The 23,839-nt window shown below is 64.3% G+C and carries 22 protein-coding genes and 4 pseudogenes; 18 read left to right on the top strand and 8 right to left on the bottom strand.

Annotation, left to right across the window (positions count from 1 at the left end):
* Positions 1–45 precede the first annotated feature (45 nt).
* Positions 46–698, bottom strand: a pseudogene (locus MCHLDSM_RS07885) (aminotransferase class III-fold pyridoxal phosphate-dependent enzyme); the annotation flags it as partial.
* Positions 699–1,129: 431 nt separating this feature from the next.
* Here MCHLDSM_RS07885 and MCHLDSM_RS38085 point away from each other — a divergent pair.
* The 4 genes and pseudogenes from MCHLDSM_RS38085 to MCHLDSM_RS07870 all read left to right on the top strand — a co-directional run bounded on the left by MCHLDSM_RS38085 (position 1,130) and on the right by MCHLDSM_RS07870 (position 3,170).
* Complete coding sequence (locus tag MCHLDSM_RS38085; RefSeq protein WP_156455052.1) at positions 1,130–1,297, top strand: hypothetical protein; 168 nt, start codon at positions 1,130–1,132, stop codon at positions 1,295–1,297.
* Between the two features lie 11 nt (positions 1,298–1,308).
* Positions 1,309–2,028 carry a substrate-binding periplasmic protein gene (locus MCHLDSM_RS07880; RefSeq protein WP_048469585.1) on the top strand — a complete coding sequence of 240 codons (720 nt, stop codon included), beginning with the start codon at positions 1,309–1,311 and terminating at the stop codon, positions 2,026–2,028.
* A gap of 262 nt (positions 2,029–2,290) precedes the next feature.
* Positions 2,291–2,758 (top strand): annotated as a pseudogene (locus tag MCHLDSM_RS38080) (gamma-glutamyl-gamma-aminobutyrate hydrolase family protein); the annotation flags it as partial.
* Between the two features lie 136 nt (positions 2,759–2,894).
* Positions 2,895–3,170: a WhiB family transcriptional regulator gene (locus MCHLDSM_RS07870; RefSeq protein WP_048469609.1), complete on the top strand. Its 276-nt coding sequence runs from the start codon at positions 2,895–2,897 to the stop codon at positions 3,168–3,170.
* Positions 3,171–4,190: 1,020 nt separating this feature from the next.
* On the opposite strand, the gene MCHLDSM_RS07865 is transcribed toward MCHLDSM_RS07870, so the two are convergent.
* Together MCHLDSM_RS07865 and MCHLDSM_RS07860 are read right to left on the bottom strand one after the other, a co-directional pair.
* Positions 4,191–5,549 (bottom strand): NAD-dependent succinate-semialdehyde dehydrogenase, encoded by a 1,359-nt coding sequence (locus MCHLDSM_RS07865; protein WP_048469584.1) that lies wholly within the window; start codon positions 5,547–5,549, stop codon positions 4,191–4,193.
* A 22-nt stretch (positions 5,550–5,571) separates the two neighbouring features.
* Positions 5,572–7,080 (bottom strand): APC family permease, encoded by a 1,509-nt coding sequence (locus MCHLDSM_RS07860; protein ID WP_048469583.1) that lies wholly within the window; start codon positions 7,078–7,080, stop codon positions 5,572–5,574.
* Positions 7,081–7,221: 141 nt separating this feature from the next.
* Between MCHLDSM_RS07860 and MCHLDSM_RS07855 the strand changes: the two genes are divergently transcribed.
* From MCHLDSM_RS07855 to MCHLDSM_RS07810, 10 genes are all read left to right on the top strand, one after another.
* Positions 7,222–7,959 (top strand): FadR/GntR family transcriptional regulator, encoded by a 738-nt coding sequence (locus tag MCHLDSM_RS07855; protein WP_048469582.1) that lies wholly within the window; start codon positions 7,222–7,224, stop codon positions 7,957–7,959.
* A complete protein-coding gene (locus MCHLDSM_RS07850) occupies positions 7,956–8,696 on the top strand; it encodes a PDC sensor domain-containing protein (protein ID WP_048469581.1) in 741 nt (246 codons plus the stop codon). The genes MCHLDSM_RS07855 and MCHLDSM_RS07850 overlap by 4 nt, the downstream gene beginning before the upstream one ends.
* A gap of 90 nt (positions 8,697–8,786) precedes the next feature.
* Positions 8,787–9,989: a cytochrome P450 gene (locus MCHLDSM_RS07845; protein ID WP_048469580.1), complete on the top strand. Its 1,203-nt coding sequence runs from the start codon at positions 8,787–8,789 to the stop codon at positions 9,987–9,989.
* 34 nt (positions 9,990–10,023) lie between these two features.
* On the top strand, positions 10,024–10,212 hold the full coding sequence (locus MCHLDSM_RS07840; RefSeq protein ID WP_048469579.1) for a ferredoxin: 189 nt from the start codon (positions 10,024–10,026) through the stop codon (positions 10,210–10,212).
* Complete coding sequence (locus MCHLDSM_RS07835) at positions 10,212–11,423, top strand: NAD(P)/FAD-dependent oxidoreductase (RefSeq protein WP_048469578.1); 1,212 nt, start codon at positions 10,212–10,214, stop codon at positions 11,421–11,423. Before MCHLDSM_RS07840 ends, MCHLDSM_RS07835 begins: the two co-directional genes overlap by 1 nt.
* Before the next feature lie 33 nt (positions 11,424–11,456).
* On the top strand, positions 11,457–12,908 hold the full coding sequence (locus MCHLDSM_RS07830; protein WP_234713925.1) for a glutamine synthetase family protein: 1,452 nt from the start codon (positions 11,457–11,459) through the stop codon (positions 12,906–12,908).
* Complete coding sequence (locus tag MCHLDSM_RS07825) at positions 12,905–13,618, top strand: substrate-binding periplasmic protein (RefSeq protein ID WP_048469576.1); 714 nt, start codon at positions 12,905–12,907, stop codon at positions 13,616–13,618. Before MCHLDSM_RS07830 ends, MCHLDSM_RS07825 begins: the two co-directional genes overlap by 4 nt.
* Positions 13,615–14,328, top strand: coding sequence for a gamma-glutamyl-gamma-aminobutyrate hydrolase family protein (locus MCHLDSM_RS07820; protein ID WP_048469575.1), 714 nt, complete (start codon positions 13,615–13,617; stop codon positions 14,326–14,328). The genes MCHLDSM_RS07825 and MCHLDSM_RS07820 overlap by 4 nt, the downstream gene beginning before the upstream one ends.
* Positions 14,325–14,645, top strand: a complete 321-nt coding sequence (locus MCHLDSM_RS39155; protein WP_048469574.1) for a hypothetical protein — start codon at positions 14,325–14,327, stop codon at positions 14,643–14,645. Before MCHLDSM_RS07820 ends, MCHLDSM_RS39155 begins: the two co-directional genes overlap by 4 nt.
* 43 nt (positions 14,646–14,688) lie before the next feature.
* Positions 14,689–16,410 (top strand): PucR family transcriptional regulator, encoded by a 1,722-nt coding sequence (locus MCHLDSM_RS07810; RefSeq protein WP_063840622.1) that lies wholly within the window; start codon positions 14,689–14,691, stop codon positions 16,408–16,410.
* Between the two features lie 3 nt (positions 16,411–16,413).
* Here MCHLDSM_RS07810 and MCHLDSM_RS35900 read toward each other — a convergent pair.
* The 3 genes and pseudogenes from MCHLDSM_RS35900 to MCHLDSM_RS35895 form a co-directional block, all read right to left on the bottom strand.
* Positions 16,414–16,729 (bottom strand): annotated as a pseudogene (locus MCHLDSM_RS35900) (ATP-binding protein); the annotation flags it as partial.
* A 96-nt stretch (positions 16,730–16,825) separates the two neighbouring features.
* Positions 16,826–16,999, bottom strand: a pseudogene (locus MCHLDSM_RS40335) (Mu transposase domain-containing protein); the annotation flags it as partial.
* Between the two features lie 192 nt (positions 17,000–17,191).
* A complete protein-coding gene (locus MCHLDSM_RS35895; protein WP_082168788.1) occupies positions 17,192–18,046 on the bottom strand; it encodes a LysR family transcriptional regulator in 855 nt (284 codons plus the stop codon).
* Positions 18,047–18,219: 173 nt separating this feature from the next.
* Between MCHLDSM_RS35895 and MCHLDSM_RS07805 the strand changes: the two genes are divergently transcribed.
* The 4 genes from MCHLDSM_RS07805 (at position 18,220) to MCHLDSM_RS07795 (ending at position 22,856) form a co-directional block, all read left to right on the top strand.
* The gene (locus MCHLDSM_RS07805) at positions 18,220–19,113 is read left to right on the top strand and encodes an EamA family transporter (RefSeq protein WP_048469607.1); all 894 of its coding nucleotides are present in this window, start codon (positions 18,220–18,222) and stop codon (positions 19,111–19,113) included.
* 301 nt (positions 19,114–19,414) lie between these two features.
* A complete protein-coding gene (locus MCHLDSM_RS35890; RefSeq protein WP_082168796.1) occupies positions 19,415–19,762 on the top strand; it encodes a serine dehydratase beta chain in 348 nt (115 codons plus the stop codon).
* Positions 19,763–20,215: 453 nt separating this feature from the next.
* Positions 20,216–21,049 carry a COG4705 family protein gene (locus tag MCHLDSM_RS07800; RefSeq protein WP_048469573.1) on the top strand — a complete coding sequence of 278 codons (834 nt, stop codon included), beginning with the start codon at positions 20,216–20,218 and terminating at the stop codon, positions 21,047–21,049.
* Positions 21,050–21,539: 490 nt separating this feature from the next.
* Complete coding sequence (locus tag MCHLDSM_RS07795) at positions 21,540–22,856, top strand: prolyl oligopeptidase family serine peptidase (protein ID WP_234713924.1); 1,317 nt, start codon at positions 21,540–21,542, stop codon at positions 22,854–22,856.
* Between the two features lie 122 nt (positions 22,857–22,978).
* On the opposite strand, the gene MCHLDSM_RS40330 is transcribed toward MCHLDSM_RS07795, so the two are convergent.
* The gene (locus tag MCHLDSM_RS40330) at positions 22,979–23,140 is read right to left on the bottom strand and encodes an ATP-binding protein (RefSeq protein WP_109788768.1); all 162 of its coding nucleotides are present in this window, start codon (positions 23,138–23,140) and stop codon (positions 22,979–22,981) included.
* A 321-nt stretch (positions 23,141–23,461) separates the two neighbouring features.
* The gene (locus MCHLDSM_RS40080) at positions 23,462–23,584 is read right to left on the bottom strand and encodes a hypothetical protein (RefSeq protein WP_268781453.1); all 123 of its coding nucleotides are present in this window, start codon (positions 23,582–23,584) and stop codon (positions 23,462–23,464) included.
* Between the last annotated feature and the right edge of the window lie 255 nt (positions 23,585–23,839).

The following is a 23,839-nucleotide window of genomic DNA, read 5'->3' as shown; positions in this document are numbered from 1 at the left end:
GCCCGCACGGTGGCCGCATCGGCGAGGTTGCCGTTGGTAATCCACATCTTGGACGAGCCGGCAGAACTGCGCGAAGGCTACGACGGCGCAGTTGTCGGATACCGAGGGCCAGCAGTAGGGGTAAGCCATCGGTGCCCGGTACACCTCGGGGGCGAAGGCACCGAAGCTGTGCTCGTAGGGCTGATTCTTGGCGTTGATAGTCATCTTCAGCAGCGATCGGCCGTGGAACGCGTGATCGACGACGACCACGGCGGGACGCTTGGTGGCCGCTCGGGCGTACTCGACGGCTTCACTGCCGGTGTTGAACAGCACGGTGCGTTTGTCGTGGGTGCCGGAATGAGCCGGTTGAGGATCTCGGCGACTTCGATATATGGCTCGCACTGAGTGGCCAGGAAGCAGGTGTTGGTGTGGCGAGCGAGCTGGTCGGCCGCGCGGGCCACGATTGGGGGTGCAGCGTTACCGACGGTGGTGACCGCGATGCCGCTGCCCAGGTCGATAAAGGAGTTGCCGTCAACGTCGACGGGGATCCCGCCACCGGCGGCGACGGTGTAGACCGGCGCGCCGCCGGACCAGCCCGCCGGCAGCGCGTCGGCCCGGGGGGCGGCCAGCTCCCGTAAGCGGGGACCGGCTACCTCGGTGATGAGCCGACGTTCCTGACGCAGGCTTGGGCCGTCGAGCACCGTGTCGAGCATCGTCATCAGCTCGCTCCTTCCGTTGGCGTCGGCCCCATCCTAGGAAGCACCACGCACCGACGGTTATCGCCGAGACGGACATTTCTTGCTGTGGATTTGTCCATGTCGGCGATGTCGGCGCGGAGTGTGGTCCCTGACACTGGGGGCGTCGAATGGAGGGACACCTGACATGCGCTCTGACGTCGCGACCGCTGAGCGTCTGGACAACGATCCGGGGATCGCTGCTGCGCTGAGCCGGATCCAGTCAACTGTTCAACCGCTGCAGGAACGAATGCTTCTCGTTGAGGGCGCGTACCGGGCGCGGTGGTGGCGTGGATAGACGCCAGCGTCAATTCATACCTGTCGCACACCGCGCTGCTGACCACGATGAAGCATGGCATCGAGAAGGCCACCGACCCTGGCCAGCCTCAGGTCGGCAGCAGTACGACGGGCACACCGTGCATGCCAATCTGCCGCTGACCCTCGGCGATGCCGCTGCGGCGTTCAACAACCAGGTCATCCGTGGGGCCCTGGCCCCCGACCTGGCCCACCAGTACACCGAAGTTAAGTCCGATGAGTGGGTCCGCGCCTGCGGCGCCGTGACTCACTTCGACCGCGAAATGTAATTGGAGTTCCTGTGACCCAGCCCCTGCGCCTGATCTGCGTCGACCTCTCGGCGCCTCCGCTCTTCGACAAAGCCGACCCCGACGGCACCCGCCGCGGATACGAGCCCTCGGCCGCCGAAACCATCGCAGCCAAACTCGGACGACCCGTCGAATGGGTCGTCACCAGCTGGGGTGACATGATCCCGGCCGTCAACGACGGCCGCGGGGACGCCATCTGGTGTGGTCAGGGCATCACCGATGAGCGCGCCGCACTGGTTGACTTCACCGACCCCTACGCCGTATTCGACGAATCCCTGCTGGTGCGTGCAGACACCGAGATCACCACCGCGGCCGACCTGGCCGGGCGGCGGGTCGGCGCAATCGCCGGCAGTACCAACATGGCGCTGGCCGAGACGTTCCCCGGCGTGGTGCCGGTGGCTTTCGAGGGCACCGACGACGTGTTCGGGGACATGATCGCCGCACTGCGCGCCGGCACGATCGACGGATTAGTAGACGACGACGTCGCCCTCGTCCCGGTGGGCGATGAACCCGACCTGAAGATCGCGTTCACCATCGCCACCCGCAACCGGTGGGGCGTCGCGGTAGCCAAGGGCAACCACGGTCTGCGCGAGGAGATCAATGCCGCGATGCGCGCCTCGGTCGCCGACGGGTCCCTGGAACGGGCCTGGACCCAGTGGATGCCCAACCTAACGTTCCCCCTGCACGCCGACTCCGCGGACACAACCCAGTGACCCGGCCGTTCATCGCCGTCCCCGCGATTCGGGCATCGAAGATCAGTGCGCTGCGCTTCTCCGGCGTGGTCGCCGCCGACAAGATCTGCGAAGCGATCTACCGGGCCGGCGGGGACCCGTTCCTGCTGCCACCCGGCGGGGAGGTAGCCGAGCGTCTGCGTTACGCCCCACGGCGCCGTGGTGCCCGGCGGGGCCGACCTGAGATCCGGCGACCTACGGCCAACCTCGCGACGACCGCACCGAGGACACCGACCCCGTTCAGGACGCCTACGACATCGCCTTCGTCCAGGCGCTGCTGGGCGCGGGCCTGCCGTTCCTGGCGATCTGCCGCGGAATGCAAGTGCTCAACGTCGCACAAGGCGGCACCCTGCACCAGCACCTGACTGAAACCACTGTGGCGCACCGCCGAGGCATGCACCGCGTCACTCTAGAATCCGGCTGTGCCACGGCATTGGCGATGGGCGGAGAGGACTTCGCGGTGTCGTCGTATCACCATCAGGCCCTCGACCGACTCGGCACCGATCTGCGGGTTGTCGGTCGCGCGGACGACGGATGCATTGAGGTCGTCGAGCACCGGTACGCACCGGTGTTGGCCGTGCAGTGGCACCCCGAGGACGACGCCGACACCGCCGGCCATCAACAGGGCCTGTTTGATTCGGTCGTCGCAGCCGCCGATTCACGCCGTCGCGGCGACTCGCCTGCAGGCCTGGCTGACGCGCTCAGGGCTTGACGTGGCGTCCACCGCGACACACCGTGACACCGACCCGGCATCGGTCGCCGCGGGCGCGGCGCACACTGCCCCTGAATGTGCGCTGCGCCATGACGACCCCGGCCGCGACCGCACCGCCGGTCTACGTGTGTCACCGCTGCGGCACCGCGATCGGACCGTCGACCTCAACCCCGACCACTGGGAGTGGCAGAAAGCAGCACGGTGCCGCGGGGAAGACCTCACCATTTTCTTCGGCGCGGACCGCGAGCGAGGCCGCGCCCAGAACGAACGTGAGGCGCGCGCCAAGCGTATCTGCGCCGAATGCACGGTCATTGCGGAATGCCGCCATTACGCCACCGTGCACCAGGAACCCTTCGGAGTGTGGGGAGGACTATCCGAACGGGAACGCCGACGAACCCTCCGCTACACCTGATCCTCCTGAAACACAGGCCTGCGTCGACGTTTTGCTCCCTCACGTGCCAAGCACGAGATGAGCACACACCCACTAAAGCACCGTGTGATGGCGCAAGACATCAGAATAGGTCGGAATAACGGTGGATCTGGTCTTGGTCTGACGCGCCGGACGTGAGCTTGGCGGGAAGGATTGATGATGTCCGGAAACACTCGAATCCGATGCAGTACCTCGCCCCTTAGGCCGGCTAATGTCGCCGGTCGCCAGGGTGTTGGGCGTGTTTGTGGTGGGCGCGGTGAGTGTCGGTGCCGCGATCTCGGGTTGGCGGTCATGAGAAGTGCGAGCCGGCTGATTGTTGATGCGCGAGTGCATTCCGGGGAGATCACCCGGTTCCGCAGTCACGTGGTCTGCGGCTAAGGCTTCTTATTGTGACATCTGGACTGGGGCTATCGGCGCCGACGGCTACGGGCGTTCTTCCTCACCCACCGGGCGTCGGGCTGTCGCGACGATGCGGTCCATCGAACGTCGGCCGGTCCAAAATCGCTGCGCACCAACACAGCTCGTGCATGTGGACAGAATGCCTCCGGAGGAGGTCTCCGTGGGGATCGATAGCCCACCGAAGGCCTCGTTTTTACGCGGCGGTGAGCACAACGACCCCGATCGCACACTGCGCGAAACCACGCGTGTGCTCGCCTCCGACGGGCAGGGGCTGTTCATCGAACACGTGCGGGCAAGCTCGCGGTTCATTGCGCAGTGCCAGGACCCCCTACTTCGAAGGTGGCGCCGCTTCGCCGCCGGCTGCAATCCAACCACCCAACCGCGCCGTTGAACTCGCGAGCTGGTTCACCGTCGAAGCCGACAACGTCGTCTGACACGGCATGCCTGCGATCGTCCTTCCACTCGTCGTCGGGCGGCCGGTTCCTATATATCTGTAAGCCGCTGGTAGATACCGACGCGCATTGAATAGAAATCGCAGTCGGACCGTGGCCTCGCGTGCGAGACCACGGCCCTCCTTTGCAATACCTCGACCTAATCTGTCTTTCAGCTTTCGGCGACGACGTAGATCTGCTTGTTGACGAACTCGTCGATCCCCAGCGCTCCCAGTTCGCGACCGAAGCCGGAGCGCTTGACACCGCCGAACGGGATATCGGGTCCTTGGCCTGAGGGCATGTTGACGTTCACCATCCCGGCGTCGATGCGCCGGGCCACCGCTTCGGCGCGTGCTGTGTCGGTACTGAAGACCGCCCCACCCAGGCCATACACCGTGGAGTTCGCCAGTTCGACCGCCTCATCGTCGGTGCCGACGCTGTACACCACGGCCACCGGACCGAATAGTTCCTCGGTGTACGCACGCATTCCCGGGGAAACCCCGGTCAGGACAGCCGGTGTGTAGAACGCGGTTGGCGCATCGCCCAGCACTCCGCCGACGTGCAGGGTTGCGCCCTTGTCGACGGCGTCGGCGACCTGCGCGGCCAAGTTCTCCGCGGCAGCACGCGACGACATTGGAGCGATGTCGCTCTGTTGATCGGCCAACGACACTAGTTCCGAGACGAACTCGTCGTACAGCTCGTGGAGCACGATCATCCGCTTGTTGGAGTTGCACGCCTGGCCCATGTTCGACGTCCGGAACTCCCACGCCGTTCGGGCCAGTTCTCTGCTGTTCCCGTCCAACACGATGAACGGGTCCGACCCGCCGAGTTCCAGGACGCACTTCTTCAACGCCCGACCAGCGATCGCGGCGACCGTGGCCCCGGCACGCTCCGAGCCGGTCACCGATACACCCTGCACCCGGGGATCCTCGATCATAGTCTGGACTTGATCGAACGTGGCGAACAGGTTGGTGTACACGCCATCGGGCACCCCGGCGTCGCGCATGATCTCGGCCATGGCCAACGCGCATTGCGGAACCGATTCCGCATGCTTGAGCAGAATGGTGTTGCCGACAACCAGATTCGGTGCTGCGAATCGGGCGATCTGATAGAAGGGGTAGTTCCACGGCATGACGCCCAGCAGCGCGCCGACGGGTCGGCGCTGCACGACAGCGGTTCCGCCGCTGAACGTCGGAATGGGTTCGTCGGCAAGCAGTTTGGCGCCCTGGTCAGCGTAGAACTCGAAGATCGACCCCGAGAACTCCGCCTCCTCGTTGCCCGCGTTGCGCTTCTTGCCCATCTCCAACTGTGCCAACGCGGCGAGATCGTCGGCACGTTCTCGCAACAGGCGGCCGACCGTTCGCACCACTTCGAGCCGATTCTCGAGCGGCTCGTCACGCCAGCTGCGGTAGGCCGCGTCGGCCGTGGCGAGGGCGGTAGCCACCTGGTCGTCGGTGGCCGTTTTGAACTTCGCGATAACCTCGCCGGTGGCCGGATCGAGACTCTGGTAGGGCGGTTGGATAATGCTCATTGCTGTCTTTCCGATCATTGGGTCAGGACGCCGAATGCAGTTTCTTCGGAATGGCGTCGTCGTACGGTGCTGTGCTTCGGTCGTGCAGCGGGTGAATCATCATGTACAACAAGCCGATTCCCACCACAATCACGGCCGACAAGGCGACAATCCAATTGTCGTACCACGGGGCGTCCGGTGTCCGCGGCCACGCCATATTAATCATTGCCGTCACCCCGTACACGAGTGCCGCGACGTTGACCGCCACGCCCCACTTGCCCAGCGTGTACTTCCCGCTGGGGACCCAGCCCTTGAGCCGGGCGCGCAAGGCCGCGAAGACGACCATCTGAAATGCCAGGTAGATGCCAAATGCAGCGAAGCTGATGATCTTCGTGATCGCGTCCGTCGAGAACTTCGACCCGATGACGATCACCGCGGGCACTGCGGCGGCGAGCAGCAACGCGTACGGCGGGACGTGCCGGGTCGCCGAGAACTTCTTTAGCAACGAGCTGCCCATGATCATGCCATCGCGTCCGTACGAGTAGGCCAGCCGGCTGGCCGCGGCCTGCAGGCTCATCGCGCAGGACAGGAACGAAATGAGCACAATGAACAGGACCAGCCGGGCGCCCGTCGTGCCGAAAGCCTCGTTGAGCAAAGTGCTGACGGGATCGGTGTCCTTCCCGGCGATTACGGCGGGGATGTCGGTCACGGCGAGCACCAGTGCTAGACAGACGAAAGTCGCTGCGGCGCCGCCGATGTATATGGTCCTGCGCATGGCTTTCGGGATTAGCCCGCCCGGGTCGGGGACCTCCTCGGCAACGTCGCCACAGGCCTCGAAACCGTAGTACTGGAAGATACCGATTAGAGCCGCACCCCCGAACGCCCACATATAATTGCCGTCGCCGCCCGCGCCGAAGTTGTCGAAGATGACGCCGAGGTTGTGCTCGCGATGCGCGATCAGCAGCCATCCACCGACGGCGAGCGCGCCGATCATCTCGGCGGTAAACCCTATGATCGCCGCGGTCGCTAGCACTTTCGTGCCCATGAGGTTGATCACCGTAGCCAGCGCGAGCAGCGCCAATGCGAAGGCGATGGCGTTGTTCACCGTCGCGTCGATGCCGAATGCCGCGGCGATGTAGGGTCCCGCGCCGTAGACCACCGACGCGATGGTCACCAACAGAGCAACCATGTAGACCCAGCCTGTCATCCAGGCGTACCGGCGACCCCACAGCCGCCGCGCCCAGGGATAGACACCACCTGCGACCGGGAACTGCGCGACGACCTCACTGAAAATCAGGGCGACAAGCAACTGTCCCACGCCGACAATTACGAGGCTCCAGATCATCGGCGGCCCGCCGGTGGCCAGCGCGTAGGCAAAGAGTGTGTACACACCGACGACGGGCGACAGGTAGGTGAAGCCCAGCGAGAAGTTCGCCCAGGGGCTCATCTCTCGCTTGAACTCCGACTTGTAGCCGAGCGCGTGCAGATGCGCTGCGTCGTCCTGGTCGTGAAAGGTGTAGTAGCCATCGTCGGTTGACGCAGTTGAGGACATAGGATCCACTCTCTTCCGTGGTGCGGGCTGCGAGCTGTGAGAAAAACTACAGTCCTATTGTTTATCGGGCAAGGAAAACGGCAGAATTACTCGAAAGTCGGGTAAATTGCCCACGTCAGGCGCTCGCGGAAGGAGACGATGATGTCGTTATCGCCGCTTGTCTCGCCGGAGATCTCGGGCGGTCGCGCCGACGAGATCGTTGAGAGAATTACCGAGGCCATTCATCTCGGTCTGCTCGACGATGGGGAACGCCTGCCGGTCGAAATCGATCTGGCCGCGCAATTCGGCGTCGCCCCCATGACCGTGCGCGAGGCACTCGCGACGCTGCGGGACCAGCAATTGGTGGAGACCAGGCGCGGGCGCAGCGGTGGCTCGTTTGTCCGACGCCCCGCTGGCCCGCCCGTCGACCAGTTGACCACCCGCCTGGCCGAGATGAGCGCCTCTGACCTGCGTGATTTGTTCGACGAGCACACCGCTATCGCCGGCCAGGCGGCGCGGCTCGCGGCCGAGCGCGCCGCGCCGTATGCGGTGCGACGGCTCTTCGCACTCACCGACCAGCTCGGCTCGGCTTCGACGCTGGGCGACCGAATTCGCGCCGACAGCAGGTTCCACATCCAGGTGGCCGTAGCCTCGCAATCAGCACGACTGGCGCGGCGGGAAGCGAACCTGCAGGCCGAGGTGGCCGGGTTCATCTGGCTGCCAGTGGATCCGGGTGTCGCTGTCGCCGCCTACATCGAAGAGAAGCACGCCATTGCCACGGCGATCGCCTCGGAGAACGCGCAGAAGGCGCGCCGGCTGGCCGAATCCCACGTGATGGGTCAGCTCGCTCGATTGACCGAAATCAATTTTGAGCTGTCGACGCGGGGGACTGTGTCATGACCGGTGACGCGCTGGCGCGCGAGCTCGCCGAGCAAGCGTCGGAATCCCTGGAACCGATCTATGTGCGCCTCGACCGCATCGCCGAGGAGGTGCTGCGGGCCCGACCGCCGCGGGCCGCGTTCACCGAGGCGCACCTAAGCAATCTGCAGCGACTCCTCGTGGTATTCATCGGCGAGGAGCGGGCGGCGTGGGGGATGGGCTTCATCGCGGCGCCGTCGGTGGTCGAGGGTCGGGCGCGCTATATGGCCTGGTGGCAGCGCTTCGGCGAACGGATCGCGCGCTTGCAGCTCAACTTCGACCCGGCGAGCATCGACGTCTACGACTACCTGCAGATGGACTGGTATCAGCTGGCCCGGCGCGGGCAGGCCCGGGTGGCCTATGGACCGTATGTCGACTACAGCGGATCGGACATGTACACGATCACCGCAACAATCCCCGTCGTAGCGGACGGCGTTTTCCTGGGTTTGGCGGGAGCCGACCTCGTGGTGGGGGAGGTCGAGCACCGACTCCTTAGTGTGCTGCGGCAGACGGCCGAGGACGCCGTCATCGTCAGCGCCGAACGCCGTGTAATCACCGCGAATACCCCCAGGTGGCTGGTCGGCTCCCGGCTGGCGGCACTGCCCACGGCCGGTCCGGCAACGGATCCGTCAGCGTTCCGTGAGGTTGTCGAGATGCCGTTGGGCACCGGCTGGGTGCTTGCCGTGGCATGGCCGGAGGCTGACGCCACCAAGGCTTGACAGCCGTCCGAACCCAGAGCTTGACAATTAACAATCTAATTCTAGAATATTTAATGACCATTCGGTCGCAGACTCTTGGAGGTAGCACTGATGTCGTCCCTCGCCCTCGGGCCTGTCGCTGCGTTTGATGTCGCCGATCCGTCGTTCTCCATCACCTCCGACGAGGTTCACGCGGCGCGGGAGCGCAGCTGGTACGCCACCACGCCGTACGGTATCGCCGTCCTGCGCTACGAGCAGTTCAGTCGCCTGCTCAAGCACCCCAAGTTGCGGCAGGGCAGCGTCGCGTGGCCCGCGCACAACGGCGTGACCGAGGGCCCGTTCGCCCAATGGTTCGCCAGCTGGATCCTCAACAAGGAAGGCGAGGAGCATCACCGACTGCGCCGCCTGATGAACCCGGCGTTCTCGCCCAAGCTCATCGGCTCGCTCGTACCGCGGTTCCAGGCCCTGGCCAACGAACTGGTCGACAACTTCGCCGAGCCCTACCGTTGCGAGTTTGTGAGCGAGTTCGCCGAACCCTATGCCGCCCGTGTCATCGCGATCATGCTCGGCATCCCCGAGGACGAATGGAAGGTCATCTCGACCGAGGCGGCGACCATGGGATTGTGTCTAGGCGTAACGCTGGGCAAGGACCTGCCCAAGATCGAGGCGGCCCTGCAGCGGCTCTACGAGTACTGCGACGCGCTGATCACCGACCGGCGCGCCAATCCGCGCGAGGACTTCGTCACCGCATTGGTCAAAGCTTCGCGCGAAGAAGACGGCCGCCTCAGCGATACCGAGCTGCGAGATGCCATGGTGCTGTTGATTTTTGGCGGCTTCGACACCACCCGCAATCAGCTCGGTCTGGCCATGCAGACCTTCATGGCTCACCTCGATCAGTGGCGCCTTCTCGCGGAGCGTCCCGAGCTCGGCGGCAAGGCGGTCGAGGAAGTCATGCGCGTCAACCCTACCGTGCGCTGGGTGACCCGCGAGGTATTGGAGGACTTCGAGTACGAAGGAGTCCCGCTCAAGGCCGGCACCACCGTCCACCTATACAGCGAGTCGGCAGGAACCGACCCCCGGGTCTTCGACGGGAGCTTTGATATCACCGCAGAACGCAAGCCGCACTTCGGCTTTGGCGGCGGAGCACACCATTGCCTCGGTCACTTCGTCGCGCGCTCCGACATGAGCGAGGCACTGCCGCTGCTAGCGCGCCGCATGCGCGACCCGCACGCGCTGCCCGGGGCGACCTGGCTGCCCGACTCGGGCAACACCGGGCCCATCCAGTTGCCCATCGGTTTCACCCCGGCGCGCTGATCGCCGCCCATCAACCCCAAGGAAGGACCCCCAAATGCGCGTATCCGTAGATCCCACGAAGTGCCAAGACCACGGCCAGTGCGCCATTGCGGCACCCCTGGTCTTTACGATGAACGACGACGGAAAGCTCGAATACAACGGAGCTCCCGACGATTCGGAGCGCGACCACGTCGAGGAGGCCGCAGACGTCTGCCCGGCCCAGGCCATCTTCATCGAGGACTGATGACCACCCCGCGGCACGTCGCCGTCGTAGGCGGCTCACTGGCCGGACTCCGGTCGGCCGAGCAGCTGCGCGCACTTGGCCACACCGGCCCCATAACGGTGTTCTCCGCCGAACGACACCTGCCTTATAACCGCCCACCGCTGTCCAAGGAAGCGCTCGGCGAATTCGATTCGGCCACAGCAGAAGAGCTGGCTGGTAGGCTTGCCTTCCGCCGCAGGGCCAGCATCGCCGACGTCGACATCCGCCTCGCAACACCGGTCGCGACCGCTGACCTCCGTGCACACCGCCTCACGCTAGGCTCCGGCGCCGAGCAAGCCTACGACGCATTGGTCATCGCCACCGGACTGCGGCCCCGCAGGCTGGTTGCGCCTGGACCCGCACGGGGACGCCACGTACTGCGAACGGTCGAGGACTGCCTGGGACTGCGGGCGGCCCTGCGGCCGGGCAGCCGCGCCGTCGTCATCGGTGGCGGGTTCATTGGATGCGAGGTCGCGGGCACCCTGCGCACGCTTGGCCACGACGTCACCGTCGTCGAACCCGCCGGACCGCCCATGCAGCGTGTTCTGGGGTCGGACCTGGCGGCCGCGGTGCAGGCGCACCTCACGGCCAGCGGAATCGAGTTCGTGATCGGGACCGGTGTGGTCAGCTTCACCGGCGACGATGCCGTCACCGGTGTCGAGCTCGCGACGGGCGAGACCCTTCGGGCGGACATCGTGGTCGAAGCCATCGGATCTGTTTGCAACGTGGAATGGCTCTACGGGCAGGGGCTCGATCTCAGCGATGGTGTGCTCACCGACAACCGCCTCGCCGTCGCCGGTGTGTCCGACACCGTCGCCGTCGGCGATCTCGCCCGCTTCCCTAACCCGTTGTTCGACGACGTGCCACGCCGTGTCGAGCACTGGTCGATTCCCGGCGATACGGCCAACCGCGCAGCGGCCACCCTGCTCGGTCCGCACGACAATGATGCGCCGTTCGCCCCAGTTCCGGCGTTCTGGAGCAACCAACTCGACCTGCGCCTGCAAAGCTACGGATCACCCGCTCTGGCCGACGCCGCCCACCTCGAAGAGGGCAACGTCGACGACCTCACCGGCGGCGTGATCCTGACGTACCACCGCGACCACCGGCATGTGGGGACGGTCGCGGTCAACCTCAGCCCCGCACGACTCCGCGAACTCCGCGATGCCTTCACCGCCGTCCAGCTGCCCGCATAACCTCAGCCCCGCACGACTCCGCGAAACTCCGCGATGTTTTCACCGCCGTCCAGCTGCCCGCATGACAACTTCAGCCCAAAACAACAACGAGGTGATCCGATGACCACAACACCACTCGACGTCCATCGCCAGGCGAACGCCACGAGTCCCGGCCTGGCCGCGGCACTGTCGACCATCGCCGACCGCGGCGTGGAATTCGTTTATTTCCAAGCGATCACCATCACCGGCCGCGTCCTCGGCAAGGTGGCACCCGCCCGACATTTCGAGCGTCTCGCCATCAAGGGCGTACAGCAGCACCAGACTGCTATCGCGAACCTGCAGGGCACCCGCGAGGGCGTGCTGCTCGCGGGGGGAGTCCACGCACCTGAGTACACCGCAGTACCCGATCTCGAGACCTTCGCTGTCCTGCCGTGGGACACCAGCTTCGCGCGGGTGTTCTGCCGGCTATACGAGGCCGACCACCTACCCGAATTCGGCGGCGCCGAATTCGCTTGTGACACGCGGGGGCTACTCCGGCGCATGCACGCTGGTTTCACCGATCGGACGGGCCTCGAGCTGCGGACCGGGTGTGAACCCGAAATGACCTGGCAGGGTGAGGGTCTGGAGGCGCACTTCCGGCCCGGCTCCAGTCCGGCCTACCACATCGAGCACCTCGAGCGGAACCGCCCGATCGTCAAGAAGGTGGTGGCCTACGCGCAGGCGCTGGGTCTCGACATGATTGAAGGCGACTACGAGGACGAGTTTCAGGTCGAACTGAACTTCATGTTCGACCGGGCCGATCTCACCGCCGACCGGCTCATTACCTACCGGCAGATTTGCAAGCAAGTCGCCCGCGAACTCGGCATCGAGGCGAGTTTCATGCCGAAGCCCGCAACGGGAATGATGGGCAACGGATGCCACCACAACTTCAGCCTGTGGCGCGACGACGTCAACGTGCTGGCTGATCCCGGTGTCGCGCAACTGCATCTGACCGAGATCGGCAAGCACGCCCTCGGCGGGTTGCTGAATCACTCGGCTGGCGCCATGCTGGTCAACGGCTCGACGGTGAACTCCTACAAACGCTATTGGGACGCAGGTCAATTCGCACCATCGCGGATCGACTGGGGCCTGGACAACAAGACATGCACCGTCCGGCTGTCCGCGAATGGCCGTCTCGAATACAAGCTGCCCGACGCCAGCGTCAACCCCTATCTTTCTCATGCAGTGATCCTCGCGGCGTGTGAGGACGGCATAAAGAACGCCACCGACCCCGGCCAGCCCACGCAGGGTTCGTCCTATGACACACCCCAGGACGACCGGTTCGCTGCGTTGCCGCTGACCCTCGGGGAAGCCATCGGCGCCTTCCGGACCGACACCGTGCTCACCGAGGCGTTCGGACCGAAGCTGTCGGCATTGCTGGTCGATTTCGCCGCCGACGAATGGGCCCGATTCTGTGGATACGTTACCGATTGGGAGCGCGACATGTACTGGCACGACACACCGTGAGCGCACCGCTGCGTCTGGCATGCTTGGATGCCGAAGCGCCACCGCTATTTTCGCTCTGGACGACCGAGCGCGGCAGAGAGGGCTATGAGCCAGGCGTCGCCGAGGCGCTTGGCGCCGAACTACGGGGGCCGGTTGAGTGGGTCAGGTTGCCGTGGGTCGAGATGATCCCGGCTGTGCAGCGTGGCGATGTCGACGCAGTGCTGTGCGGCCAGGGCATCACCGCGGAACGGTCAGCGCAAATCAACTTCACGCGGCCCTACGCCGTCTTCCACGAGGGCGTTCTGGTCCGCCGCGGGTCCGCAATACAAGGCACCGAGGATCTAGTTGGCCGCAGGGTCGCAGCGATCGAGAACAGCACCAACATGGCGCTCGCCGAAACCTTCACCGGCGCAATCCCGGTGGCGTTCGGCGCAGGATCCGACGATGTCTACGCCGACATGCTGGCGGCGCTGTTGAAAGGAGATGTCGACGCGGTGGTCGATGACGACGTCTTATTCGTTCCGCTTGGTGCCACCCATCCCGACTACGGGCTCGTATTCACGGTGCAGACCGGTAACAAGTGGGGGATCGGCGTCGCAAAGGACCGACCGCAGGTCCTCGCCGAAATCGATGGTGCGCTAGGGCGGCTCATCGATTCTGGACGTCTGCGTGAGGTGTGGAAGAGGTGGTTGCCGACCTTGGGCTACCCGTTTGACGAGGTCCCGGTGTGAGCCGTCCCCTCGTCGCGGTGATCGGGCGGCGGGCCGCGCAGGTGCCCATCCTGCGCTTCTCGGCCACCCTCGCCGCCGAAGCCATCGGCGAGGCGGTATGGGCGGCGGGAGGTGAGCCGGTCGTCCTGCACGGCCCAGCCGATGATCCCCTTGCCGAACTGCGGCAACGCCTGTCGAGTTTCGATGGGGTGCTGTTGCCGGGCGGTGCCGACGTCGAACCCAGCCGCTACGGCGCGGCCGCGGCCTCGCAGACCACGGACACGGTGGCCTTCCAGGACGATTTTGATCTGGGCGTCACCCACGCGGTGATTGACCTCGAACTTCCGACGCTGGCGATCTGCCGGGGTATGCAGGTCCTCAACGTCGCGTTGGGTGGGTCGCTGATGCAGCACATCGATGAGACAAACACGTTGCATCACAATGCGGTTCATCATGTCGATGTCACCGTGGGCTCACGACTGCATGCCATCGTCGGCACCGAGACCATCGATGTGTCGTCGTATCACCATCAGGCCATTGATCGATTGGGTGGAGACTTGACGGTCACTGCGGTGGCCGCCGACGGCGTGGTGGAGGCGGTCGAGCACCGACGCGCCGACATCGTCGCCGTTCAATGGCATCCAGAGGACCGCCACGCGACATCGGATACCGACGCCGCACTCTTCGGCGATCTGGTCGACCGCGCACGTAAAAGAAGGGACTCCCAATGACAGTCGGCAACCGGGCGTACCTGGCCGATGTCACCCCCGATTCGCCGATGCACGAGCGACCGCGCGCTCACGCGTGCGTCCTTATGTCACCCAACTATCCCGATGCCGATGGGGAGGAAGCGGCGCTCATCAAAAGGTTGATTCGTTTCGTGCTAACCACGCCGGTCGAAATCGGCGCCGGCTATCAATATGGTCTCACGGAAGGCGCTGAGGACCCCGACTGGTTGTACCCCGGCGTCTATGGCATCCCGAGGACTCCGACGGCCCGGAGGTCGATCGGTTGGGCTTGTTCGGCGCATTTCGTTGCGGCGGCTTAAGAATGCCGCACGGGGAGCGTCGGGCAGCTGGCAACATAGCACCATGGCGATCACTGCGCGGAGCCTGACCCAGGTCAAGAACCTCGGTTTGGCTTTGGTCGCAGGCGCCGAGGCCGCGGATCGCGAGATCGACTGGGCGCATGCGATTGAGCTGTCCGACCCCACGCCATATCTGGCCGGGGGCGAGCTGGTGATGACAACGGGCATCAACATCGGTACGGACGACGCGGCACAGCTGGACTATGTCGCGCGCCTGGTAACGGCTGATGCGGCGGCCCTTGCCGTCGACACCGGCACCACGTTGAGAGAAGTGCCTGCAGGTGTGCTCGCCGCAGGCGACGCGTTGGGCATGCCGGTCCTCGAGGTGCCCCGGTCGACACCTTTCATCGCGATAGCGAGGGTGGTGATCGATGCGCTCAAAGCCGACGAACTGCGCTCGGTGCAACGCGTCGTCGACGAACAGGAATTCCTCGCCAGGGCTACGCTACGGGGCGGCATTCCCGGTGCGGTGAGTGCGCTCGCCGATAGCTTGTCCGCCGAGGTCATCGTCGCCGACACTGATGGGACGATATTGGCCGCAGCTGGTGGCGGGCAGGAACGCCTGACCGCCGTTCTGTCCGAGGCGGTGCGCAAAGCGGCGTCGAACCGGCAGGCCGGCTACGTCACCGCGGACGGTGACGGCTTTGTCACCGTCCAGAAACTGCGTACGGCCCTACCGGTTCGTGGCCATCTTGCGGTGCGGACCGCTCATCCCATGTATAACGCCCACCGCCTGCTGGTCTCGCATGCGGTGTCATTGATATCGATCGCAATGGAAAAGCCGGCACGGGTTGTCGATGCCGAGCAACGCCTGCGCCGGGCGGTGACCCGCGAAATGGTCTGCGGCACCGGTAATGTCGACGTCGGGATGTTGCGCTACTTCGGTTTCGACCCCCGTGATGAGGTGGTCGTCGTTGTGCTCACCGGCGCAGGCCCCACGTTGGCCGCGGAACAAGTCCTGGACCGTCTATTGGCAAGCGCAGGCCCCTACCTGATGACGACGGTGAGCGACGAGATGGTGATCGTGATCCCTGCTGCGTGTGGGCGGCGCATCCCCGATGTGCTTACCGGGCTCGCCAACGAATCGGGCGAAGCGATTCGCGGCGGAGCCAGCGAGCCGATCCGCATTGCCGAGATCGATAAGGGCGTCGAGCAGGCGCGCATCGCATCGCTCGCCGAGAAGGGCAGCAGGTTCACCGAGTTCGGTCAGCTCGATGTCTTCGGTGTGCTCCTCGGCGGTCGCGGTAACGCTGAACTCCGTGTGCTCGCGGGACCTTTGGAACCGCTGGTTGAGCAGGGTGAGGAGTTGCTCGCCGCCCTCGTGGCATTCCTAACCCATAACGGGCAGATAGAGGCTGCCGCAACGGGTCTGGGCATCCACCGCCACACCATGCGCAACCGCATGCAGCGCATCACGGAACTGTTGGCTGACGACGTGCAGTCCGCCGACACGCGCACTCAACTGTGGCTGGCGATCAGGGCCAGGGAACTGCTTGCTATCAGGAGCCGAGCAGGGGCATCGTTTGTCGATTCTCGCTGGTCCTCGACTACGGCCCCACGTCTATCGAACTGGATGCAGCCTGAAGGTACTACCGATGGCGGTTGCTTTCCCGGTCCAAAGCATGCACAGAAGCCTCCGAGCTGTGTTGGCACCCCTTGCATCGTTGAGGGCGAACGCGACGCGATGACCGGCCTGGCAGGCGCGGATACCCAACCCGATGGATAGGTGCGTCTTGCCTGTGCCGGGTGGCCGAGGAAGATGACGTTCTGTTTAGCGGCGATGAAGTCCAACGTGCCCAGGTGAGCGATCTGCTCGCGTTTGAGCGAGCGTTGATAGTCGAAGTCGAACTCTCTTCTAATGCTTTTCGTGCCGGGAAGCGTGCTGCCCGGATACGGCCTTCACCGCCGTGAGCCTCTCGTGCGGCGACCTCGCGTTGCAGACACGCCGCCAGGAAGTCCTCGTGGGTCCAGGTCTCAGCGCGGGCCCGCTCGGCCAATCTGGGAATCGCGTCAGCCAAGGAGGGCGCTTTGAGGGCACGGGTCACAAACGCCAACTCCGCACCGACGTTTGGTCGTCACGAGGCGACCTCGCCGTCGAGACCGAGGATGCGGTCGTAGTCAGCCAGATCCCGATAGTCCACTCAGGCATCACTGGGCGGGGTCGCGGCGGCCGGCCAGCTTTGGGTGCGTAGCCGTGCCGCAGCGGTGACGTGGGTGGCATCGCTGATCGTTTGATGCGATGCCCAACAACGCTGATGCGCACCGACAAGGGCCGTGTCGCAATGGATTCGCACGGTGTGCAGGTCGGCGGTAACGGCGACCGTGGTAGGTGCGCGTTCGAAGCGGTATCAATCGAAGCCGGGTTGGCCGCCCGCGCGCAGCTAAGTCAGCTCCTCGCGTCGATTACAGAGCAATCGTGCTACGGCGATCGATCCGGGCGCTCAGCTTGAATTAGTTGATAGCGATGCCGGGGCTTTGCGAGACAGACCATTTGACCAGTTGTCGGGTCACGAGTAGAGCCGAGTAATCGCCCCGATCAAATCGCTCAGGCCCTGGGGAACGTCGTCACTCCACCAGACGAGCCTGACCGGAATGCGGGGACCGTCCTTGATTGGTCGGTAGGTCACCCCTGGTCGGGGGTGGTGATGCACGGTGGCTTCGGCCGTGGTTCCTACTGCGCCGCCCGCTGCTACCGCATCGAGCCAGCCATCGACTTCAGATGATTCGATAAAAGTGGGATGACGTTCGGTGCCGGCCCACAGACCGCTTGTCGTTGTCCCGGCGCGTGGGTCGATGAGCACGGTGCGCTCGGCGATCTCGCTCATGCTCAGCTGACGTCGGCGGGACCACTGAGGGTCGTCGGTGGCGAAAGCGACGAACCGGCGTTCTAGTCCCACTATTACCGACTCCAGTCGCGGATCCTCGAGGGGGATGCGCACAATCGCCACGTCGCAGAGACCTTCAGCCAGACCGCCGGTGGGCGAATTGTGCCGTATGAGTTTCAATTCCAACGCAGGGTGACTTACGGCCCACTGTCGCTGTAGCTGTGTAGTGTGACGGCCGACTGCCGCCCATGCGTAACCGAGGCGCAGCACGCTGCGTCGGGAGACGACGAAGTCGGTGAATCGTTGTGCCTCTGCGAGGACCCGGCGCGCCTGAGGCAAGATCTGCTGTCCAGTAGGGGTCAACTCACAACCACGTGGGACTCGTCTCAGCAGCTTTCCGCCGATGCTCTTCTCCAAGCCCCCGATCGTCCGTGAGACCGCGGCTTGTGAGACGTGTAGTTCTGCGGCTGCCTCTGAGAACGAACCCTGATCGGCTGCGGCGGCGAAAACCGCCAGTTCGCGAAGAGTCCAATGCATAACCAAATCGTATGGCAGCTGCAAAACTTGCAATAGGCATTTGCGTTCCTCCTGCCTACAGTGGCCGCATGTGCGAGACCCAAGATGCGAGCTGCTCAGATTCCAGTCGGTTGACCGGCCGGCAGGGCCACGCAGCATCAGTGCCCGCAGGTTCGCGAAAAGCGGGCGTGGCGATGCTGGTAGCCAGTTCTGCCGCCAATCAGACCGGCGCCGCCTTCGGTGCTATGGCTTTCCCTGTCATTGGTCCGGTGGGAGTTGTGGCAATCCGACAAGTTGTCGCCGCCGTGGTGTTGATGTCGATCGCGCGTCCAAGATTGTCGCGGCTTCGGCGTGACCAATGGTTGCCGGTGCTCGGCCTGTCCTGCACGTTGATAGTGATGAACCTGTCTCTGTACTCGGCGATCGACCGCATCGGTCTTGGTTTGGCAGTGACACTGGAATTTCTTGGCCCGCTGGCGGTCGCCGTCGCGGCGTCGCGGCGCGCCGGAGAGATCTTCTGTGCTGTCCTGGCCGGAATCGGAGTCGTTGTGCTGACAAACCCCGGGCCCAGCACCGACGTGATCGGAGTCGGACTCGCGCTCCTGGCAGCAGCAGCCTGGGCCGCCTACATACTCCTCAATCGCATTCTGGGGCAGCGTGTTTCGGGGATACAGGGTACTGCGACGGCCTCCCTCGCCAGTGCAATTGCGTGGACGCCCGTCGCCTTGATTTGGTTCTACATGCACGAGCCGACCTTGATTGCAGTGCTGCTAGGCGTTGTTTGTGCGCTGATGTCTTCGGTTGTACCGTGTGCGGTCGACCTCATGGCATTGCGCCGAGTGTCGGCGGGTCTCTTCGGCACACTCGCCAGCATCAACCCGGTATGGGCAGCAGTGGCGGGCTGGGTCCTTCTGGGCCAAGCGCTCCAACTCCACGAATACGTAGGAGCGGCACTAATTGTTGTCAGTAACGTCATCGTCTCGGCCCGGGCGTTCCCTTCCTCGCGACCCGCAGCTCTTCCTCGGGACCTACAGGCGCAGAGGGCTCCGTCGGCAAGCGGGCAGGATGGTCGCTCAGCGCTGGTTTGACCGAGCAGCAAGGCGCTCACGCCGTCAATTGACAGTCACACGACGCCTGTGACCTGCTAGCTGCCCAGCTGTCAGCTCCGGGTCGTTTCGGCGACAAGGTGATGGAGCCGACGAGACGGGTGTCGGGAGTCCCGGTCGGTCCGACGAGCATCAACGGTACTGCGACATACGTCGCAGGCTGGCGGACAAAGTCTCATCACACGACGGACAGTGGGTATCGCTTTCAACCTTAAGGTTGGGGAGTGACTGTAGTGCAGCGCTTCGGCGGTTGGGGCGCCAGGGCCGGGAAAAGGAATTTCACATGCAGACCATTAGCTTGCTGAACTCGGTGATCGGCCCAGTGATGCGCGGCCCGTCGAGTTCGCACACAGCGGGGCCATTCCAAATCGCCGACACAATAAGACAACTGACTACTTCATCCGGCACGGTGCAGTCTATTCGCGTGACGTTTGACCCTCGAGGCTCTTTCGCCCCAACCTACGCTCAGCAAAGCACTGACGAAGGCTTCGCTGCGGGTTTCCTGGGCGTACCGATCATTGCAGACACGTTCCGGGACGCCCCGAAGAGGCTAGAGGCCGGAGACCCGTTCAGTGACGGTGGCGGTAGGCAATTGAATGACAGACTTGCTAAGGCGGCAACGGGTATTTGATATAGCCTCACCGAATATTGTTGCGCGTAGATGGTCTCCTAGTGCTGCAGCTAGCTAGGGCGCTGCTCAAATCGATTCCTATGCGCTGTACCGGCGGCCGTACCTTTCTACGCGTAAGCGGAGTCCACAGGGAAACCGATCAACACGCGATTTCTTGAATCTCGGCAACATCAGTGTGGAACCATCGCGGTCACTGATGTCTTGTTTGCCGATGCCACCATCGGTTACCAGACCGTCCCGGCCGCGGTGCAGCCGCTCCATCTCCTGCAGCAGATGTAGCGCGACGTCCGTAGCGATCCGTGGACTCCGCACGCGGCCTCGGACTTCATAGCCGACTCTCATCGTGTGCCGACCCTGCACCCATCGGGGTCAGCGACGATGGGAGCCGTCGCGACGTCCGGAAATTGCCGGCGCACTGCTAAGTCGTCGTCCGCGGCAGAAGGAGCGAACGCCATGTCCAGCATCAACGAGTTACATCCGCCGATTGCGCAGTCCAAGCTGTTGAAGGGCAAGGTGCCACAAGTCACTTCGTTGTTCTGGGTGTTTAAGGTCTTGACGACAGGTCTGGGTGAAGCCGCCTCCGATGCGGTTATGCGCAGCTTCGGCACAGTCGCGGCTGCGGTTGCCGGGGTCGGGTTGCTGGCCGCACTCTTTGTGCAATTCGCCTGCAGCCGTTACCGACCGGCGGTGTATTGGTCGGCAGTGGTGCTGGTGGCGGTGTTTGGCACAATGGCCGCCGATATTCCGGCCTCGCTGGGAGCTCCGTTGTGGGCCACCTCGACTGTCTACTTACTCATCGCGGCGATCGTTTTCGCGCTCTGGTTTCGACGCGAGGGAACGCTGTCGTTCTCCAGTGTCACGACGCGTTCACGGGAGGGGTTCTATTGGGCAGCGGTCCTGGCGACATTCGCCCTCGGCACGGCGGTCGGTGACCTGATCGCTGATGTGTGGGGCTGGGGCAATCTCGCCTCGGGTTTGGTGTTCTGCGCTCTCATCGCCGTCCCGGCTGTCGCTGTCCGCGTCATCGGCCTCAATGCCGTCGCTGGATTCTGGACCGCATACGTCCTGACTCGACCTCTGGGTGCCTCGTTCGCAGACTGGATGAGCGTGCCGCACGGTCACGGCGGTCTAGGCCTGGGGGCACCATTGGTCGCCGTCTTGTGGGCGCTACCCGTTGTCTGTCTGGTCGGTTATCTCAGCGTTGCCGATTTGAGGCAGCGGTCTGACGGGCCGGCTTCTACTGCCGAGCAAGGGGTGCAATTAGATGAGCGAGCGACATCGCGCTGACGACGGCTAGCGTCATCATGCGCTGGTGAACAGGGACTGGCGAGCTTACGCCATATGACCAGTACCACCCGACTCACGGCAGTCATACCACTTGGGGTAGGAAGGGGGGGCGTAGCCCACACGGCTACGCCAGGCGGGACTGACGGCGGAAGATCCGAACCGCATACAAGGTTGCAAGAGCCCCGGGATGGTGAGTGCCTGACGCCAATAAGGAAATACTCGAAGGGAACCGGGACGCCTCGACGTATTCCCGACGACCGCATCGACTCCTACCGAGGGTGGGGCGTTAACCCTCGACATCCGAACACCGGTCTTCACGGTCGACAGTTAAGACCCGCTCCGTTCGCCGTAACCGAGGCGAGCACACCCCCGACGGGTGGGCCATGCCGACGGACACGTCACCCACCAACCCAGCGTGAGCACAGCTGGACCGAAAGGAAGGGCGCTAATGATCCGACGAACGTTCCTGCGGGGATGCGCTGGGGCCGGTGTGGCACTGGTGGCCGGTAGCGCTTGTGCCGCAACCCGCGCCGCAGGCCCTGCGGTCGTCCAGAACGCCACCGCGCTCACCGAAGTGTTCGGCGATGGGATGAAACTGACGGCGGTAGCGGTGCGCTACGACCGCGACATCAACACCACGACGCTGCCGTCCTCGGCGTTCACTGTCGCGGGCAGGAATGTTACTCGGGTCTACGCCAACACCAGTCCGGCCTCCGCAAGGAACGGGCACGACGGCCCGTGGGTCATCGTCGAACTTTCCGCTGCCGACCCGGCAGCCGCGCTGTGGGCCTCCCCGCAAGGTGGCGGGCCCAGCAGCGCGCAACCGGCTGCCCCTGGCGCCGGTAGCCCAAGTGGCGGTCCGCCCGCCGCGGGCGAAGCAGGTCCAGCGCCGACGATTAGGCCCGCTCAAGCCACGATCACCCAGACTGTTCCGTTGTCCGCAGCCGATGGATCGGTCGCCGTACCGACCGGGCCGACCGAAACCACCGACGTCATCAACGCGATCGTTGACGACTTCCAGCAATTGCGGTACGAGGATCCAGCCACAGGCGCCGCGCTGGACTACAACCTGTTCGCGCCTGCCCACTTCGATCAGGCCAAGCGGTATCCCCTGGTGTTGTTTATGCATGACGCCAGCGTGGTCGGCGCCCCTCCTACCGGCCCGCTCGTGCAGGGATTGGGCGCGGTGTCGTGGGCCAGCCCCGAAAATCAAAGCCGGCACGAATGTTTCGTCCTGGCACCGCAATACGGCACCGTGGTGATCGACGACACGTATCGGCCGACACCGGCGTTCGACGCCACCGCGAATCTGGTGCGCGCTGTGGTGAACCAGTACCCGATCGACACGAATCGGATCTATGCGACGGGTCAATCGATGGGCGCCATGATGACGATCGGCCTCAATCTCGCCCATCCAGATCTATTCGCCGCCTCGTACGTTGTGGCAGGGCAGTGGCCAACTGATCAGACCGCCCCGCTGTCTCGCAAGCGACTCTGGATCACCGTGTCCGAGGGCGACGACAAGGCCTATCCCGGCGAGAATGCGATCACTGCATTGGCCCAGCAACGCGGGGCCACGGTGTCTCGCGCCGTGTGGAATGGCCAATCCACACAGCAGCAGTTCGCGGACGCCTACGCCGCGATCACGGCGAACGACTCGTCTATCAATTACGTCGCCTTCGAGAAGGGCACTGCCATCCCGCCGGGCACGCCCGCCGGCGGGTCGGGCAGTGAGCACATGTCCACTTGGCACATCGCCTACGGCATCCCCGCGATTCGCGACTGGATCATGTTGCAGCACCTGTGAGAAGCGCCGTGGAGGGGTTGCTCATCTCGGTTCTCAGGCGGCCACCGGGGCCGGCGTGCCTTATCTCGAGGCTGCCATCGCGCGATATGTCGGCCAAACCATCGTCGTCTTCGGCTACGCCGTTAGTGAGCAGTGATGGCGTGGGCGGCGGCAGGAAGCGTCACGGCGAACGCCGTTCCACGCGCCGAGGCCGACAGGCCGATCCTGCCATTGTGGCTATGGATGATTGCTCGTACGATCGCCAGGCCTAGACTGGTTCCGCCAGCCAACCGCGACTGCGGCACCGTACGGAGTTATTTGGAAGCAACCGTCGATACGCAACATGGCGGTATCCGAGCACGAGGCAGACCGCCTACATCCATAAGCGTTGGTCAGGACGTACCCCACCCCAGGTCGTGTCCGGAAGCCCGTGTAAATAGGGAGCACGGGCGTAGGTTCCGCTTCACGACCTGGATGTCTGCGAAGAAGGAGTCACGCCCGTGCCTGTTTGGTATCAGCCACCGACCACATCGGCACCCAAATCGACGCCCTCGTGATCATCTTGCACAAGAGGCGTTTCCTCGCTTGACGTTTCGGCGCGCCTGCGAGGGCCCGCCGATTTGTCGCTACCTCCGGCCCTTGCTGTCGTCGCCGGGGCTGACTTCGTACTGCTCGTAGTTGCGGTCCAGATAGCGGAATGTTGCTGCGATTTCACCGCTGTCCATTCCCACGGTGAGCGCCGCGCTCACTCCGCGCCACAGGGTCTTTATCCGATTTGCTGGCCAAGCGCCTCCTGCAGGACCGAGTGGAATTGGGCGAATGTCCGGATAGACAGGTCCAGGTTTGCTTCCAGGCCCACGACCAGAGGCGTCCCATGGATCGCCTGCCTGCGAAACCATGTCGTCCCGCCATTCCTGCTTGCTGACGGCGAGGGCTTCCTGCTCGCTGAGCGCCAGGACGAGCGCGAGGCGCAGCTGGGGATCATGGAGGACCGGGGTGGTCGG

This window comes from Mycolicibacterium chlorophenolicum, from assembly GCF_001044235.1.
GTDB classification, from domain to species: Bacteria; Actinomycetota; Actinomycetes; order Mycobacteriales; family Mycobacteriaceae; genus Mycobacterium; species Mycobacterium chlorophenolicum.
Note: the sequence above shows the minus strand (reverse complement) of the source record. Positions and strands in the feature narration are given on the sequence as shown.